Here is a 15,045-nt window from a genome sequence, read left to right as displayed (position 1 = left end):
ACTGCGTGAACCTTCCGCTCCATGACATCCGCAGCATGCATATGGCGCTTCGGGCATCGACCCGGCGCGCCCATGCCTTCGCGCGTCCCGCGCGGCGCTGCAAAGGGGGCGAGAGCTGATGGCGGGCTCCGTCGGTGGTCCCCGCGTCTTGCTCCGCAGGCTGCGCGAGGCCATGGCGGAGCCGGAGAGCGCGCAGAAGCGGCTCGACAAGATCGTCGTTCTGATCGCGGCGAACATGGTGGCGGAGGTGTGCTCCGTCTACCTCATGCGGCCGACGCAGGAACTCGAACTCTTCGCGACCGAAGGCCTTAAGCCGAGCGCCGTCCACAAGACCAGGCTCAGGGTCGGGGAAGGTCTGGTCGGCGACATCGCGGCCCATGCGCGGCCCCTCAACCTTGCCGACGCCCAGTCGCATCCGGGTTTCGCCTACCGGCCGGAAACGGGCGAAGAGGTCTACAAATCGCTGATGGGCGTGCCGATCCTGCGTTCGGGGCGCGTCGTCGGCGTTCTCGTCGTGCAGAACCGGACGAAGCGCAACTACACCGAGGAAGAGGTTGAGGCGCTGCAGACGGTGGCGATGGTGCTCGCCGAAGTCGTGGCGGCGGGCGATCTCATCAATCTTCAGGAACTCGACGAGCCGACGCTGACGCGGCGCCGGCCCTATCATGTGCAGGGGGCGTCCTTTTCGGAAGGCATCGCGCTCGGCCATGCGGTGCTTCATGAACCGCGCGTCCATGTGACGAAGCTCATCGCGGAAGATGTCGATCTCGAACTGAACCGCCTCGAGCAGGCTGTTTACGAGCTGCGCGGCTCGATCGACGACATGCTCGCGACAGAGGATCTCAGCCATGCGGGTGAGCACCGCGAGGTTCTGCAGGCCTATCGCATGTTCGCGAATGATCGCGGCTGGCTGCAGCGCATGATCGAGGCGGTGCGGACGGGCCTCACAGCTGAGGCCGCGGTCGAGCGTGTGCAGAACGACACGCGCGCGCGGCTCCAGCGCGCGGCCGATCCTTACCTGCGCGAGCGTCTCCACGATTTCGACGACCTCGCCAACCGGCTGCTGCGTCAGCTCACCGGCGTGAAACTGTCCTCCGCCAGCGGCAATCTGCCGAACGACGCGATCGTCATCGCGCGCAATATGGGCCCGGCGGAACTACTCGATTACGACAAGGAGAGACTGCGCGGCCTCGTTCTCGAGGAAGGCGCGCAGAATGCGCATGTGACGATTGTCGCCCGCGCGCTCGGCATTGCTACCGTCGGGCGCGCCGAAACGATCATCGACCATATCGACCAGGGCGATGCGATCATCGTCGATGGCGATATGGGGGACGTCTATGTGCGCCCGTCGCAGGACATCATCGATTCCTATTCGGAAAAGGCGCGCTTCCGGGCCCGCAAGCAGGCGCAGTATCAGGCTATCCGCCACGAGCCGGCGATCACGCTGGACGGGCAGAAGATCGACCTCTTCCTCAATGCCGGGCTCCAGGTCGATCTTCGGCACCTGCACGAATCGGGGGCGGAAGGCATCGGCCTCTTCCGCACCGAGCTTCAGTTCATGGTGGCGTCCAAGCTGCCGAGCCTCAAGGACCAGATCGAGCTATATTCGGCCGTGCTTGACGCGGCGGGCGACAAGCCGACGGTCTTTCGCACGCTCGACATAGGCGGCGATAAGATGCTGCCCTATATGGACATGGCGGCGTTCAAGGAGGAGAACCCGGCGCTTGGCTGGCGCGCCATCCGCATCGGCCTCGACCGGCCGGCTCTCCTGCGCCATCAGCTTCGCGCCCTGCTGACGGCGGCAGCGGGACGTTCGCTTCGCATCATGTTTCCGATGGTGGCCGAGGTCGCCGAGTTCAAGCGCGCTCGCGGCTTCGTCGACAAGGAGCTGGCGCGGCTGGCGAAGTTCGGCAAGCAGGGGCCCGCGCATATCGAAATCGGAACCATGCTCGAGGTGCCCTCGCTCGTCTGGCAACTCGATACGCTTCTGCCGCTCGTCGATTTCGTCAGCGTGGGGAGCAACGACCTCCTGCAGTTCCTTTTCGCGACCGACCGCGGCAATCCGCGCGTGGCGAATCGCTACGACCTGCTGAGCCCGGCCGTTCTGAGCTTCCTGCGCTTCATCGTGCTCAAGTGCCGCGCGCATGGCGTGCCGGTCACGCTTTGCGGCGAGATGTCGGGCAAGCCGCTCGAGGCCATGGCGCTGGTCGGCGTCGGATTCCGCCGGATTTCGATGTCTCCGGCGGCGATCGGCCCGGTCAAGATGATGGCGCGCTCGGTCAAGGTGCAGGACCTCGAAGCCTTCATGGAAGGGCTCTACGGTCTCCCCGATCCGACGGTGCGCGACAGGCTGCACCAGTTCGCCGAGGATCACGCCGTCGCGGTCTAGAACTCCGCAATCCGTCCACGGCGCGAATCTGATTTATTTTGGTACTTATGGACCAATCGGCAGTTGCGGTCAGGCAGCGGTTTTGATTTATTCTAGGTACTCGGATGCAGCCGCGGGGAAGCTCAGACCGGGTAAATATCGGGCGTATACATCGGCTTAGGTCTTAACTGGCGTGCGTGGGCGAGTCTCGGCCCAAATCGGCACACGACCGGTTGCGGCTGGCTTCGGCTGCATGGTGAAGCGCAAATGGGGACGGCTCAGCTCGGGGAAGATCCCAACGCTATGATCAATGTTACGTCGCTGCCGACCGAAGAGCGGACGGAGAGCCGCCGCCGCCTGCATTTGAGAGACATCACCTCCGACATTCCGCTTCAGATCGACACCGTGGGAGCCGAGCTGCGCGCCGCGCGCACGCGCCGGGGCGAGGATCTGCGGACCATCGCCCAGACGCTGCGGATCAGGCGCGAGCATCTCGAGGCGCTGGAAGAGGGGCGGGACGCGGCTCTGCCCGGCCGGGCCTATGCGATCGGCTTCGTCCGTTCCTATGCGGAGCATCTCGGGCTCGATTCGACGCATATCGTCGAGCGCTACAAGGTCGAACTCGATGGCAATGAGGAAGTCAGGGAAGAACTGCCCTTCCCGAAACTCAGCCGGGAGACGCGGCTGCCGCGCGGCAGCCTTCTGATCGTCGGCGTCGTCATCGCGGCCGGCATTTATGGCGGCTGGCTGCTCACCCATTCCGCCGACCGGATGATGACCGAGCGGGTGCCGCCTGTGCCGGAACATATCGAGGCGCGCGCCACCGGCTCGGCCGGTTCGGCCGACGAGCGCCCGGTTGCGACGTCGCTGAGCGGCGATCCGGCATCGGCGGCCACGCGGCCTTCCGCTCCGGCCGCGAGCATGACGCCCGTCTATGCCGTTCCGCCGAGCCCCGTGGCGACTGCACCCGAAGGCGCCGCCGCCGGAGCGGGCGAAACGCAGACCGCCGCCGTGGCGCCGGCCGAAGTCACATCCGCCGCCCCCGAGGCGCCCACCATTCAGCCCTTGCCGCCGCTTCCCGCCGGCCAGGCTTTCGGTAGCGAGAATATCGACGGGCGCGTCGTCGTCCGGGCGCGCAAGAACGACGCCTGGATTCGCGTCGAGGACGCGCAGGGCCATGTGCTGATCGAGCGCACGCTGGCGCTTGGCGACAGCTATCGCGCGCCGGGCAAGCCGGGCGTCATTCTCGTCGCCCGCGACGCGAGCGCCTTCGAGCTTCTGGTCGACGGCGCCTCGCTCGGCCTTGCCGGGCCGCCGACACTGGTTCTGACGGGCAAGTCGCTCGATCCGGCCGATCTCGTCGCCGCGCTGCCGAAGCCGCTGACGGCGGAGGCCGCTCCCGTCCCGGCGGATGGTGCCGCTGAAGCCGCTGCCGCACCGGCGGCGGGCGCATCGCGCGCGAGCCGGGCGAACTAGGGTTCCCCCGAAAATCGCCGGCTTTCCGCGGAATGGCGGGCATTTCCGCGCCTCGCGCTTCCGGACGGTTTCCGCCGCGGCGATATTTTTGTTATGAAAAGGCTCTCGGGGCCCGCCCTTGTCTGCTATGAAGAGGCCCTTATGAGCCCTTTGGGGCCCTTCAGCATGCGCCGGATCGTTTCCGGCCGGACTTGATCGCATGAGTATTCGTCCCTGGCGCGACATCGCTCGCAGGAAGAGCCGGCAGATCCATGTGGGTCGCGTCGCCGTCGGCGGCGATGCGCCGATCTCCGTCCAGACGATGACGAACACGCTGACCTCGGACGCGAAGGCGACGATCGAGCAGATCCGCCAGATCGAGGAGGCGGGCTGCGACATCGTGCGGGTTTCGTGTCCGGACGAGGATTCGACGCGGGCGCTCAGGGAGATCGTGCGGGCAACGACGATCCCGATCGTGGCCGACATCCACTTCCATTATCGCCGGGCGATCGAGGCGGCGGAGGCGGGGGCTGCCTGTCTGCGCATCAATCCGGGCAATATCGGCTCGGCCGCGCGCGTGCGCGAGGTCGTTCAGGCGGCGAAGGATCATGGCTGTTCCATGCGGATCGGCGTCAATGCCGGTTCCCTCGAACGCGATCTGCTCGAGAAATATGGCGAGCCCTGCCCCGAGGCGATGGTGGAGAGCGCGCTCGATCACGCGCGCATTCTTCAGGATCACGATTTCCACGAATTCAAGATCAGCGTGAAGGCGTCGGACGTGTTCCTCACGGTCGCCGCCTATCAGCAGCTTGCGGAGGCGATCGACTGCCCCCTCCATCTCGGAGTGACTGAGGCGGGCGGGCTCATGTCCGGCACGATCAAATCGTCGATCGGCCTCGGCTCGCTTCTCTGGGCAGGCATCGGCGACACGATCCGCGTGTCGCTCTCGGCAGCGCCCGTCGAGGAAGTGAAGGTCGGTTTCGACATTCTGAAATCGCTCGGGCTTCGCCACCGGGGCGTCACGATCATTTCGTGCCCCTCCTGCGCGCGGCAGGGCTTCGACGTCATCGGCACGGTGAAGATTCTCGAGGAGCGGCTCGCGCATATCGCGACGCCGATGACGCTCTCGGTCATTGGTTGCGTCGTCAACGGGCCGGGCGAGGCGACGCAGACCGATATCGGTTTCACGGGCGGCGGTGCGGGCGCGGGCATGATCTATCTCTCCGGCATCACGGATCACAAGATCCGCAATGAGGAGATCGTCGAGCATCTCGTTTCGCTCGTCGAGGAGAAGGCGAAGGAAATCGAGGCCGCGCGGCTCGCCGAGGAAGCGGCCGCGGAGCCGCGCGCGGTTGCGGGCGATTAGCGGCGCATCCGCCGCTCTCTCGCGCATCGCCTCATTTTCTTCCGCAACTCAAAGACATTTCCATGATTCCCGAAGAAAGACTTCGCAAGGTTCTCGACCGCTTCGAGGCGGTTCAGTCCGAAATGAATTCCAACGTGCCGCGCGAACGTTTCGTCGCGCTGTCGAAGGAATTTGCCGAACTGTCGCCCGTCGCCGATGCGGTGAGGAAGCTCAAGGCGGCGGAGACGGCGCGCGAGGAAGCGCGGGCGCTCCTGTCCGACAAGGAGATGGCCGGGATCGCGCGCGAGGAACTTGACCGGCTCGACGAGGAATTGCCGCTGCTCGAGCGCGAGGTGCAGCTTCTGCTCCTGCCGAGGGACGCGGCCGACGAGCGGAACGTCATTCTCGAAGTGCGCGCGGGGACGGGCGGCGACGAGGCCGCGCTTTTCGCGGGCGATCTCTTCCGCATGTATGAGCGCTATGCGGAGAAGCAAGGCTGGTCCGTCGCGCTCATCAGCGCCTCGCCCGGCGATGTCGGCGGCTACAAGGAAATCATCGCGGAGATTTCCGGCAAGGGCGTTTTCGCCCGGCTCAAATTCGAATCGGGCGTCCATCGCGTTCAGCGCGTGCCGACGACGGAAGCGGGCGGCCGCATCCACACCTCGGCGGCGACCGTTGCCGTTCTGCCGGAGCCCGAGGATGTCGATGTCGAGATCGAGGACAAGGATCTCAGGATCGACGTTTACCGGGCGAGCGGCGCGGGCGGCCAGCACGTCAACAAGACGGAGAGCGCCGTCCGCATCACCCATCTGCCGACGGGCATCGTCGTCTCGCAGCAGGATGAGAAGTCGCAGCACAAGAACAAGGCCCGCGCCATGCAGATCCTGCGCGCGCGCATTTATGAGGCCGAGCGCGAGCGCGCCGACCGCGAGAGGGCGGCGGAGCGGAAGGGGCAGGTCGGATCGGGCGATCGGTCCGAGCGCATCCGCACCTATAATTTTCCGCAAGGCCGCGTCACCGATCACCGCATCAATCTCACGCTGCACAAGCTCGATCAGGTTCTCGAAGGGGAGGCGCTGGACGAGCTGATCTCCGCGCTCGTCGCCGAGGATCAGGCGGCGCGGCTTGCCTCTCTCGGAGAGGAAGCGTGATCACGACGCGCGATCACGAATACCGGATGCTCAACTGGCGTTTCCGGCAGGCGGGGATCGCAAATCCCGAACTCGACGCGCGGCTCCTCGTGCAGGCGGCGGCCGGATGCGACGAGATCGAAATGATCCGTGAGCCGGGCACGCGCCTCAATGAAGCGCAGGTCGAGACGCTTCGCTCCTTCGAGGCGCGCCGGCTCGCTCACGAGCCGGTGGCGCGCATTCTCGGCATGCGTGAATTCTGGGGACTGCCGTTCAGGCTCGCGCCATCGACGCTCGAGCCGAGGCCGGATAGCGAGACTCTGATCGAGACGGCGCTCGATCTCCTGCGCGATGTCGAGGCGCCCTCGATCCTCGATCTCGGCACGGGCACGGGCTGCCTGCTGATCGCGCTGCTTCACGAGAGGAAGGACGCGCGCGGGCTTGGCGTCGATATATCCGATGAGGCGGTCGAGGCCGCGTCGCGCAATGCGGACGCACTCGGCGTCGGTGCGCGTGCGGCGTTTCGCCGCGCGAGCTGGGCGGAGGGGATCGGGGAGCGCTTCGATCTCGTCATCTCCAATCCGCCCTATATTCCGGCGGCCGACATTGCAACGCTGGAACCAGAGGTGCGCGAGTTCGATCCCCGTCTCGCGCTCGATGGCGGGGTGGACGGGCTCGACGCCTATCGGGCGCTTGCGGCGGTTCTGCCGCGGCTTCTGCCGCCGTATGGCCATGCGGTGATTGAACTCGGAATTGGCCAGTCTGAAGCGGTGGACGGCATGTTCATGGATGCGGGGCTTGACGTTCTTCGTGTCGTTCCCGATCTTGGCGGTGTCCCGAGAGCGCTGGTTGCGGGCTTGCCACGGAGCTGAAAATCCGCCTTTGCGGTCCGCAAAAAATGGTTGGAATGAGCCGCTTTAAGGACTAGGTTGCGAACAGGGAATTGAGCCAGGGACATCGCCTCGCTCTTCAAACCGCATCAGACATAACGGTTTCAAGAGAGCTTGAGGTGGATCCGGCGGCGGGCGCCTGGCATGCGGCCCAGAGCGGGGCCGCTGGCAGTAGCGTCGGGGGCCGTAACTTCTGAGCATCCGACATGACCGATCCGGCCGGGCCGGAGGGCGCATTTGGTGCGGAAGTATGCCATGCGGAATTGTGTGCCGGCGGCCGGTCCGACGAGCGTCCGTGCAGCGTGGGCCGCGCGCAGGATTTGGACAGAAGCGGATTGCTTTGAACTCTCTGATGAACAGTAGCGAGATAGTGACCATATGAGGCAGGGGCAGAACTCCAAGCGGTCGCGCGGGCGCGGGCGCAAGCCACAGAACACGGGCAACCGCGCTTATGACAGCAACGGGCCCGATGTGAAGATCCGCGGTACCGCGGCGCATGTGTGCGAGAAGTATCAGCAGCTTGCGCGCGATGCCCTCTCGGCCGGCGACCGGGTTATGGCGGAGAATTACTATCAGCATGCGGAGCATTACTACCGCCTGTTGATGGCTTCCCAGATCGGTAGCGAAGGCCAGCTTCGTCCTCAGAACAATCTCGGCTATCGCCCCGATGACGAGCAGGAGGACGACGAGGAGGATTTCGGTTCCGAGCAGCCGAATTTCCCCGGCCACAGCTTCCAGCAACAGCAGCAGCCCTTCGGCTCGCGCCACAATAACGGCAATGGCCGCGGCGATCGCCAGACGCATCAGCAGCATCAGCCGCATGTGCAGCCCGCGCCGCTACAGGCTGAGGCCAGCGGCGGCGGTGATGAACAGGAAGGCGGCGAGCCGATCGTGGCGCTCAATGGCGACGCCGCTGCGCAGGCGAATGGCGCCGCTCAGCCTTCGGATGGCCCGCGCCGCAGGCCGGGGCGCCGTCGGCGTCCGCGTCATGAGGGCGCGGCCGGAGAGGGGCGCCGCGACGGAGATGGCGAGCACTCCGAGGCCGCATCGTCCGGCTCCGACGAGGTGACGGCAGTCTGATCCGGGCGTTCCCGGATCGTTATAACCGATCTTGATGGCCCGGCTCTGCCGGGCCATTTTCATTGCTGCTCAGGCGAGTTCCAGGCGGTCGCCGGGGCGGATCGTTCCGCCTTCGCGCACCTCGGCATAAAGGCCGAGATCCATGCTGGCCCAGCGGCGTTGAAGGGTCGCCGGAATTTCCATGTCGCGCTCGGCCGTCACGGGATCGACATTGGTTGCCGCGCAGCGCTGAATGAGATGCACACCTTTGAGGCGGGCGCTTCCGAGACGCAGATGGCGGCCCACCCATTCATGGTCCGCCCAGGGTTCGAGCCCTTCGACATAGACATTGGCGCGAAATCGCAAGGGATCGACCTTGCGGCCGATCTCCGCCTCGAGAGCCTCGATGCTTGCGAGATTGATGATCGAGACGAGTTTCGCTGGGGCGTCCGACAGGGTGAAGCCCGGCGCATGCACGATGCGCGGCGCGCCCCTCAGATCGGTCTTCATATAGGCGGCAAGGAAGGCTTCTATCCGCCCGCGCCCCTCCGGCGTCATCAGATTGCCGCTGACATGCTCGCGGCCATCCTCCGATATCGAAAACTCCGCCGTCCGCTCGTCGAATCGCGAGTGCAGCCTGGCCAGCTGCTCGTTCTTCATCAGCATGAGGAACTTGATCTTCGGAAAATGCTTCGGCGCGTCCGTGTCGAAATCGGCCGTACCGTTCTCGATCGCGAAGGCGCGATCCCAGGCGATGCATTCACGCGGCGCGAGCTCGGCCGCCTCGACGGGCTCGGGCGACATGCCCTTCATCGGGTAACGATAAAGTCCCACGATCCTTGCCGTTCCGTTCATCGCCCCTCCGCAATTTCTCCGGGATTCCCGCCCTTTCCGGCGGCGCGTCCCTCTTGTGTGGCTGCACGGTAACACCATATCTGCCCGAGATCAGTGCCTCCAGGAGGGCTGATCTCGCGCAATGCCTGCGAAAGGGGTCTTGGGCGATAATTTGCAAAAGGCGCTCGACCGCGGTGCCAACGTCTCCCCGGCACGGATGTCGGGGAAGTGGGCCGATCGAAGCGCGCTTGAAAGGACGTAGAGATGGATCTGGAGAAATATACCGACCGCAGCCGCGGCTTCATCCAGTCGGCGCAAGGGCTTGCCATTCGCTCGGGTCATCAGCGCTTCACTCCCGAACATATTCTGAAGGTTCTGCTCGACGACGAGGAAGGTCTCGCCGCCGGGCTCATTCGCGCGGCTGGCGGCAGGCCCGATCAGGCGCTCGCCGGCGTCGAGACGGCGCTCGCGAAACTTCCGAAAGTGGAAGGCTCGGCGGCAGGCCAGCTTTATCTCGCGCCAGAGACGGCGCGCATTTTCGATCAGGCCGAAAAGCTCGCGAAGAAGGCGGGCGATTCTTATGTCACCGCCGAGCGGATGCTGCTCGCGCTGCTGATCGAGCCCGGCACCGAATCGGAAAAGATACTGAAGACGGCGGGCGTCACCGCGCAATCGCTCAACGAGGCGATCGAGCGCGTGCGCAAGGGCCGCACGGCCGACACGGCCGGGGCCGAGGAGGGCTATGACGCGCTGAAGAAATATGCGCGCGACCTAACGGCCGACGCGCGCTCGGGCAAGCTCGATCCCGTCATCGGCCGCGACGAGGAGATTCGCCGCACGATCCAGGTGCTCGCGCGGCGCACCAAGAACAATCCCGTGCTCATCGGCGAGCCTGGCGTCGGCAAGACAGCGATCGCCGAAGGGCTCGCGCTGCGAATCGTGAATGGCGACGTGCCGGAGAGCCTGCGCAACAAGCAGCTTCTCGCGCTCGATCTCGGCGCGCTCATCGCGGGCGCCAAATATCGCGGCGAATTCGAGGAGCGCCTGAAGGCCGTGCTCACCGAGATCGCCTCGAGCGATGGTGGCGTGGTGCTTTTCATCGACGAGCTGCACACGCTTGTCGGCGCCGGCAAGACGGACGGCGCGATGGATGCCTCGAATCTGCTCAAGCCCGCGCTCGCGCGCGGCGAGCTTCACTGCGTCGGTGCGACCACGCTCGATGAGTATCGCAAATATGTGGAGAAGGACGCGGCACTGGCGCGGCGCTTCCAGCCGATTTACGTCGGCGAGCCGACGGTCGAGGATTCGATCTCGATTCTGCGCGGCCTGAAGGAGAAATACGAACTCCATCACGGTGTCCGCATCACCGATTCGGCTATCGTCGCGGCCGCCACGCTTTCGGATCGCTACATCTCGGATCGATTCCTGCCGGACAAGGCCATCGACCTCATGGACGAGGCGGCGAGCAGGCTGCGCATGCAGGTCGATTCGAAGCCGGAAGAGCTCGATGAGATCGATCGGCGAATCATTCAGCTCAAGATCGAGCGCGAGGCGCTGAAAAAGGAAAAGGACGAGGCGTCGAAAGACCGGCTCGAGAAGATCGAGGCGGAACTTTCCGATCTCGAAAAGAAGTCGGCCGATCTCGCCGCCGCATGGCAGGCTGAAAAGTCGAAGCTCGCAAGCGCGCAGAAGCTCAAGGAAGAGCTCGATTCGGCGCGTAACGAGCTCGTTCAGGCGCAGCGCGCAGGCAAGCTCGAGCGCGCCTCCGAGCTTGCCTATGGCGTCATCCCCGAACTCGAGAAGAAGCTCGCCGAAACGGAGAAGCGCGCGAGCGCGGCCGGCCAGCTCGTCGAGGAAGCGGTGACGGAGAATCACATCGCGCAGGTCGTCTCGCGCTGGACGGGAATTCCTGTCGACAAGATGCTCGAGGGCGAGCGCGAGAAGCTCCTCAACATGGAAAAGGAGATCGGGCGCCGCGTCATCGGACAGGAAGATGCGGTGTCGGCCGTTTCGCGTGCGGTGCGCCGCGCGCGCGCGGGCCTTCAGGACCCGAATCGCCCGATCGGCTCGTTCCTCTTTCTCGGGCCCACGGGCGTCGGCAAGACGGAGCTCACCAAGGCGCTTGCGGGTTTCCTTTTCGACGACGATCAGGCGATCTGCCGCCTCGACATGTCGGAATATATGGAAAAGCACTCGGTCGCCCGCCTCATCGGCGCGCCTCCGGGCTATGTGGGCTATGAGGAAGGCGGCGCCCTGACCGAGGCGGTAAGGCGCAGGCCCTATCAGGTCGTGCTTTTCGACGAGATCGAGAAGGCGCATCCCGATGTTTTCAACGTTCTCCTGCAGGTGCTCGATGACGGGCGTCTGACGGACGGACAGGGGCGCACCGTCGATTTCAAGAACGTGCTGATCGTCATGACCTCCAATCTCGGCGCCGAATTCATGGCTGAGGGCGAGGATGTGGAGGAGGTGCGCGAGCAGGTGATGGAGGTGGTGCGGTCACGCTTCCGGCCCGAATTCCTCAACCGGCTCGACGAAATACTGCTCTTCCATCGTCTCACGCGCGAGCAGATGGATGCGATCGTCGACATTCAGGTCGAACGTCTGCGGGCGCTGCTACGGGACCGCAAGATCGCGATCCATCTCGACGACAGCGCGCGCACCTGGCTTGCCGATCAGGGATACGACCCGATCTATGGCGCGCGGCCGCTGAAGCGCGTCATCCAGCGCAATGTGCAGGACCCGCTCGCGGAGCTGCTGCTCGAAGGGCGGATCAAGGATGGCGAGACGGTTACCGTTTCGGCGGGCGTTCAGGGCATCATCATCGACGGCCATGAAGTCCCGGAGGGCCATGTCGAGGAGGATTCGGGCCTTCGCGTCGTGCATTGAGGCGCGATTCCGGGGTGCGCATTCCGGGTTGAAAAACGAAAAGGGGCCGGAAAATCCGGCCCCTTTTTTCATCCCTGTTCGGAGGATCAGTTCGCCTTGTTGCTCGTCTCTCCGGCCTGCGCGACCTTGGTGACGAGCGGCGCCTCGGCCATCTGGGTCGTCACTTTCTGGCGTGTCGCCTTGAAGGCCGCGAGCTGCTTTCCGGTGAGCTTGATGCCAGTCGCCATCTTCACGCCGAGCGGGTTCACCTTCTTGCCGGCGATGTGGATTTCGTAATGGAGGTGCGGGCCCGTCGAGCGGCCGGTCGAGCCGACATAGCCGATCACCTGGCCCTGACGAACGCGCGTTCCGGCGCGCATGCCTTTGGCAAAGCCGTTCATATGGGCGTAGGCGGTCTCGTAATTATTGGCGTGCTTGACGGAAATGTAGTTGCCGTAGCCGTTCACCCAGCCCGCCTTGCTCACCACGCCGTCGCCCGCGGCATAGATCGGCGTGCCTTTCGGTGCGGCGAAGTCGACGCCCGAGTGGAGCTTGCTGTAGCCGAGAATCGGGTGCTTGCGCATGCCGAAGCCGGAGCTGATGCGGGCGCCGTCGATCGGCGTCTTCATCAGGAACTTCTTCATGCTGTTGCCGTTCTCGTCGTAATAGTCCCAGTCGCCATCGGCCGTCTTGAACCGCCACAGGCGATAGCTCTTGCCTTCGATGGTGAGTGCCGCATAGGCGATCTGGCCCGATTTCACAGGCACGCCTTCCTCGTCGTATTTGCGCTCGAAGAAGACCTCGAAAGTGTCGCCGGGGTGAATTTCGCGCTGGAAGTCGATGCTGTAGGAGAACATCCGGATCATCTCGACGATGATCGGGGCGGGGATTCCCGCCTTGTCGGCATCGAGGAAGAGGCTCGACTGGATCGAACCCTTGGCGCGGGCATAGCCGCTGGTCAGCTCTTTCTGGAATTGCCGTGTCTTGTAGGTACCGTCATCCGTGCGGGTGACCTCGATTGCTCGATCGATATCGGGTTGCAGCGAGATGGCGGTGAGAAGTTTGGCGGGAGATTCGTCGCCAGAGGCGGGATTCGTCTCGAAGGTTAGTGAAATCTGCTGCCCGGCGCGGAGTTTGGTCGGGCTGTAATGCGGTTTCATCGCCGCGATGGCGTGATAGGCGTCGACCCGGTCGGCGCCGGCATCGGTCAGCACCTGCATCAGCGTTTCGCCATTGTTGATCGCGACCTTGGTCTCGACCGTCTGCGGGCCGACGGGCTCCGCAGGTGCTGCGGCCGCTTCCTGCTCGGCTTCGGCCGCCTCGAGAGCGGCGATATCGGCGGGGGATGCAGGCGCTTCCTCGCTTTCCGTGGTCCGTGCCAGGGCTTCTCCCGTCGTGGAGCGAAGCCCGGCCATGGCCGAAAGCGAGCCGGCTCCGGTGCCGTCGGCATCAAGAGCGATGATCTGGGGTGCGTCGTCGGCCGTCAGGGCGGCCGTCTGGACGCCTGCATAGGGGGCGACCAGCGCCACGAGGCCGGTGCCGAGCAACGCGAAGGAGAGGGCGCCTGCGACGCCGGCTGCCGTCAGCCAGCGGTTCTGGCCCGCGCTCTGGCCGAGAGCGAGCCGGCTGGCCGAGACATAGAGCTTGAGGGTGCGCTGAAGGGAGTGGCGAAGTCCGGCCGAGCGTTTATGCCCGGCGTCCGGCTCTTCAGCCTCGCCGCTCGATTCAGCCGTGATCCCCTCGGTCTGCTTCCCCGCGTCGAACAAATAGTTCCCCTTGCCGTCTCGAAAACGGGCCGAATGCCCGTCCTTGCCCGCTTCAGCTACCCCCGCAGGCGGCCGTAACGAACTGAAATGTACTGTGATGGAACGATGCTAGCTCCAGGCAGCCCTGTCAACGAACTCTAGGTCCAATCGTGCCTGGAATTGTCGTTATTCCTTCCTATATGTCTTGAGGACATTAAGCCGTCCCATAACGCTCCATATGGAGGGGGCCGGAGCCCCCCCTGACCACAGGGAGCAGGAATCGGGCCGGGAATCGGCTCTCGCGGGAAGTCCTTGAGCCGCCTCGCAAAATTGGCTCAGAGAGTCAAGCTCAATGTCCGTGAATTTTTTTGAATTTTCTGACAAAAGGCGTTTGACAGGTCGAACCGACCCCCCTATAAACCGGCTCCACAACGAGGCCACGGCGCAACGCCAAACACCAAACGGTGACGCGCTTCTCCTCGGAGTGAGATTGCTGGTAAGACTTGATTGTCAGTGATCTTTGTGGCCTAGTAAGCGATCCAATGATGGATGACAGCTGGCCCCGACTTCTCCGGAAGCGGTGCCTTGACTGTCCTTCGGGTCGGTTACGACCCTCGGTTTCGGGGCGCGGAAAGCGTCAGGAAGCCAAGGTGCTCTTTGACATTGTGGTTTGAGAAAGAGAAACGTGGACGGCGGTGTCCTGGCGAGCTCGACCTAGATCGAGCAAACCGAATACCGACTGTCTGACGTTTCAAAACACACTACCCCGTTTAGTCGGTCGCAAGATCGACAAGAACGAGAGTATGTGTCTTGCGTCGCGTCCCGCGATATTCCTCGCGGGATTTACAAGTCGGATCAACTCAACTTGAGAGTTTGATCCTGGCTCAGAACGAACGCTGGCGGCAGGCTTAATACATGCAAGTCGAACGGCTGTAGCAATACAGCAGTGGCAGACGGGTGAGTAACACGTGGGAACCTACCTAGGGGTACGGAATAACTCAGGGAAACTTGTGCTAATACCGTATACGACCTTCGGGTGAAAGATTTATCGCCCCTAGATGGGCCCGCGCTGGATTAGCTAGTTGGTGGGGTAATGGCTCACCAAGGCGACGATCCATAGCTGGTCTGAGAGGATGATCAGCCACACTGGGACTGAGACACGGCCCAGACTCCTACGGGAGGCAGCAGTAGGGAATCTTGGACAATGGGCGAAAGCCTGATCCAGCCATGCCGCGTGAGTGATGAAGGCCTTAGGGTTGTAAAGCTCTTTCGCCAGGGAAGATAATGACGGTACCTGGATAAGAAGCCCCGGCTAACTTCGTGCCAGCAGCCGCGGTAATACGAAGGGGGC

9 protein-coding genes and 1 rRNA gene are annotated in these 15,045 nt (G+C 64.1%); 8 read left to right on the top strand and 2 right to left on the bottom strand.

All coding sequences use genetic code 11. From position 1 onward, the window contains the following. The first annotated feature begins 118 nt into the window (after window positions 1-118). The 6 genes from ptsP (at window position 119) to WBG82_RS04730 (ending at window position 8,268) form a co-directional block, all read left to right on the top strand. The gene (ptsP, locus tag WBG82_RS04755) at window positions 119-2,389 is read left to right on the top strand and encodes a phosphoenolpyruvate--protein phosphotransferase (RefSeq protein ID WP_424422022.1); all 2,271 of its coding nucleotides are present in this window, start codon (window positions 119-121) and stop codon (window positions 2,387-2,389) included. 282 nt (window positions 2,390-2,671) lie between these two features. Next, window positions 2,672-3,844: a RodZ domain-containing protein gene (locus WBG82_RS04750; RefSeq protein WP_424422020.1), complete on the top strand. Its 1,173-nt coding sequence runs from the start codon at window positions 2,672-2,674 to the stop codon at window positions 3,842-3,844. Between the two features lie 199 nt (window positions 3,845-4,043). Continuing rightward, the gene (ispG, locus tag WBG82_RS04745) at window positions 4,044-5,189 is read left to right on the top strand and encodes a flavodoxin-dependent (E)-4-hydroxy-3-methylbut-2-enyl-diphosphate synthase (RefSeq protein WP_424422018.1); all 1,146 of its coding nucleotides are present in this window, start codon (window positions 4,044-4,046) and stop codon (window positions 5,187-5,189) included. A 56-nt stretch (window positions 5,190-5,245) separates the two neighbouring features. Further along, on the top strand, window positions 5,246-6,319 hold the full coding sequence (gene prfA / locus WBG82_RS04740; protein WP_424422093.1) for a peptide chain release factor 1: 1,074 nt from the start codon (window positions 5,246-5,248) through the stop codon (window positions 6,317-6,319). Further along, window positions 6,316-7,170: a peptide chain release factor N(5)-glutamine methyltransferase gene (gene prmC, locus WBG82_RS04735; RefSeq protein ID WP_424422015.1), complete on the top strand. Its 855-nt coding sequence runs from the start codon at window positions 6,316-6,318 to the stop codon at window positions 7,168-7,170. Before prfA ends, prmC begins: the two co-directional genes overlap by 4 nt. Before the next feature lie 396 nt (window positions 7,171-7,566). Continuing rightward, complete coding sequence (locus WBG82_RS04730) at window positions 7,567-8,268, top strand: DUF4167 domain-containing protein (protein WP_424422013.1); 702 nt, start codon at window positions 7,567-7,569, stop codon at window positions 8,266-8,268. A gap of 69 nt (window positions 8,269-8,337) precedes the next feature. On the opposite strand, the gene WBG82_RS04725 is transcribed toward WBG82_RS04730, so the two are convergent. Continuing rightward, complete coding sequence (locus WBG82_RS04725) at window positions 8,338-9,102, bottom strand: MOSC domain-containing protein (RefSeq protein ID WP_424422011.1); 765 nt, start codon at window positions 9,100-9,102, stop codon at window positions 8,338-8,340. Between the two features lie 243 nt (window positions 9,103-9,345). Here WBG82_RS04725 and clpB point away from each other — a divergent pair, with 243 nt between their 5' ends. Then, window positions 9,346-11,970: an ATP-dependent chaperone ClpB gene (gene clpB / locus WBG82_RS04720; protein WP_424422009.1), complete on the top strand. Its 2,625-nt coding sequence runs from the start codon at window positions 9,346-9,348 to the stop codon at window positions 11,968-11,970. A gap of 86 nt (window positions 11,971-12,056) precedes the next feature. On the opposite strand, the gene WBG82_RS04715 is transcribed toward clpB, so the two are convergent. Then, window positions 12,057-13,715 carry a peptidoglycan DD-metalloendopeptidase family protein gene (locus WBG82_RS04715; protein ID WP_424422006.1) on the bottom strand — a complete coding sequence of 553 codons (1,659 nt, stop codon included), beginning with the start codon at window positions 13,713-13,715 and terminating at the stop codon, window positions 12,057-12,059. 840 nt (window positions 13,716-14,555) lie between these two features. Between WBG82_RS04715 and WBG82_RS04710 the strand changes: the two genes are divergently transcribed. Then, a 16S ribosomal RNA gene (locus tag WBG82_RS04710) occupies window positions 14,556-15,045 on the top strand; the annotation flags it as partial.

This window comes from Parvibaculum sp. (genome assembly GCF_049671045.1).
Lineage (GTDB): Bacteria > Pseudomonadota > Alphaproteobacteria > Parvibaculales > Parvibaculaceae > Parvibaculum.
The sequence above is the reverse complement of the archived record's forward strand: the minus strand, read 5'-3'. Positions and strand labels throughout refer to the sequence as shown.

Bases quoted from the DNA above. Each gene is read 5' to 3' on its own strand.
- ptsP (WP_424422022.1), top strand. From the start codon at position 119: ATGGCGGGCTCCGTCGGTGGTCCCCGCGTCTTGCTCCGCAGGCTGCGC.
- WBG82_RS04750 (WP_424422020.1), top strand. From the start codon at position 2,672: ATGATCAATGTTACGTCGCTGCCGACCGAAGAGCGGACGGAGAGCCGC.
- ispG (WP_424422018.1), top strand. From the start codon at position 4,044: ATGAGTATTCGTCCCTGGCGCGACATCGCTCGCAGGAAGAGCCGGCAG.
- WBG82_RS04730 (WP_424422013.1), top strand. From the start codon at position 7,567: ATGAGGCAGGGGCAGAACTCCAAGCGGTCGCGCGGGCGCGGGCGCAAG.
- WBG82_RS04725 (WP_424422011.1), bottom strand. From the start codon at position 9,102: ATGAACGGAACGGCAAGGATCGTGGGACTTTATCGTTACCCGATGAAG.
- clpB (WP_424422009.1), top strand. From the start codon at position 9,346: ATGGATCTGGAGAAATATACCGACCGCAGCCGCGGCTTCATCCAGTCG.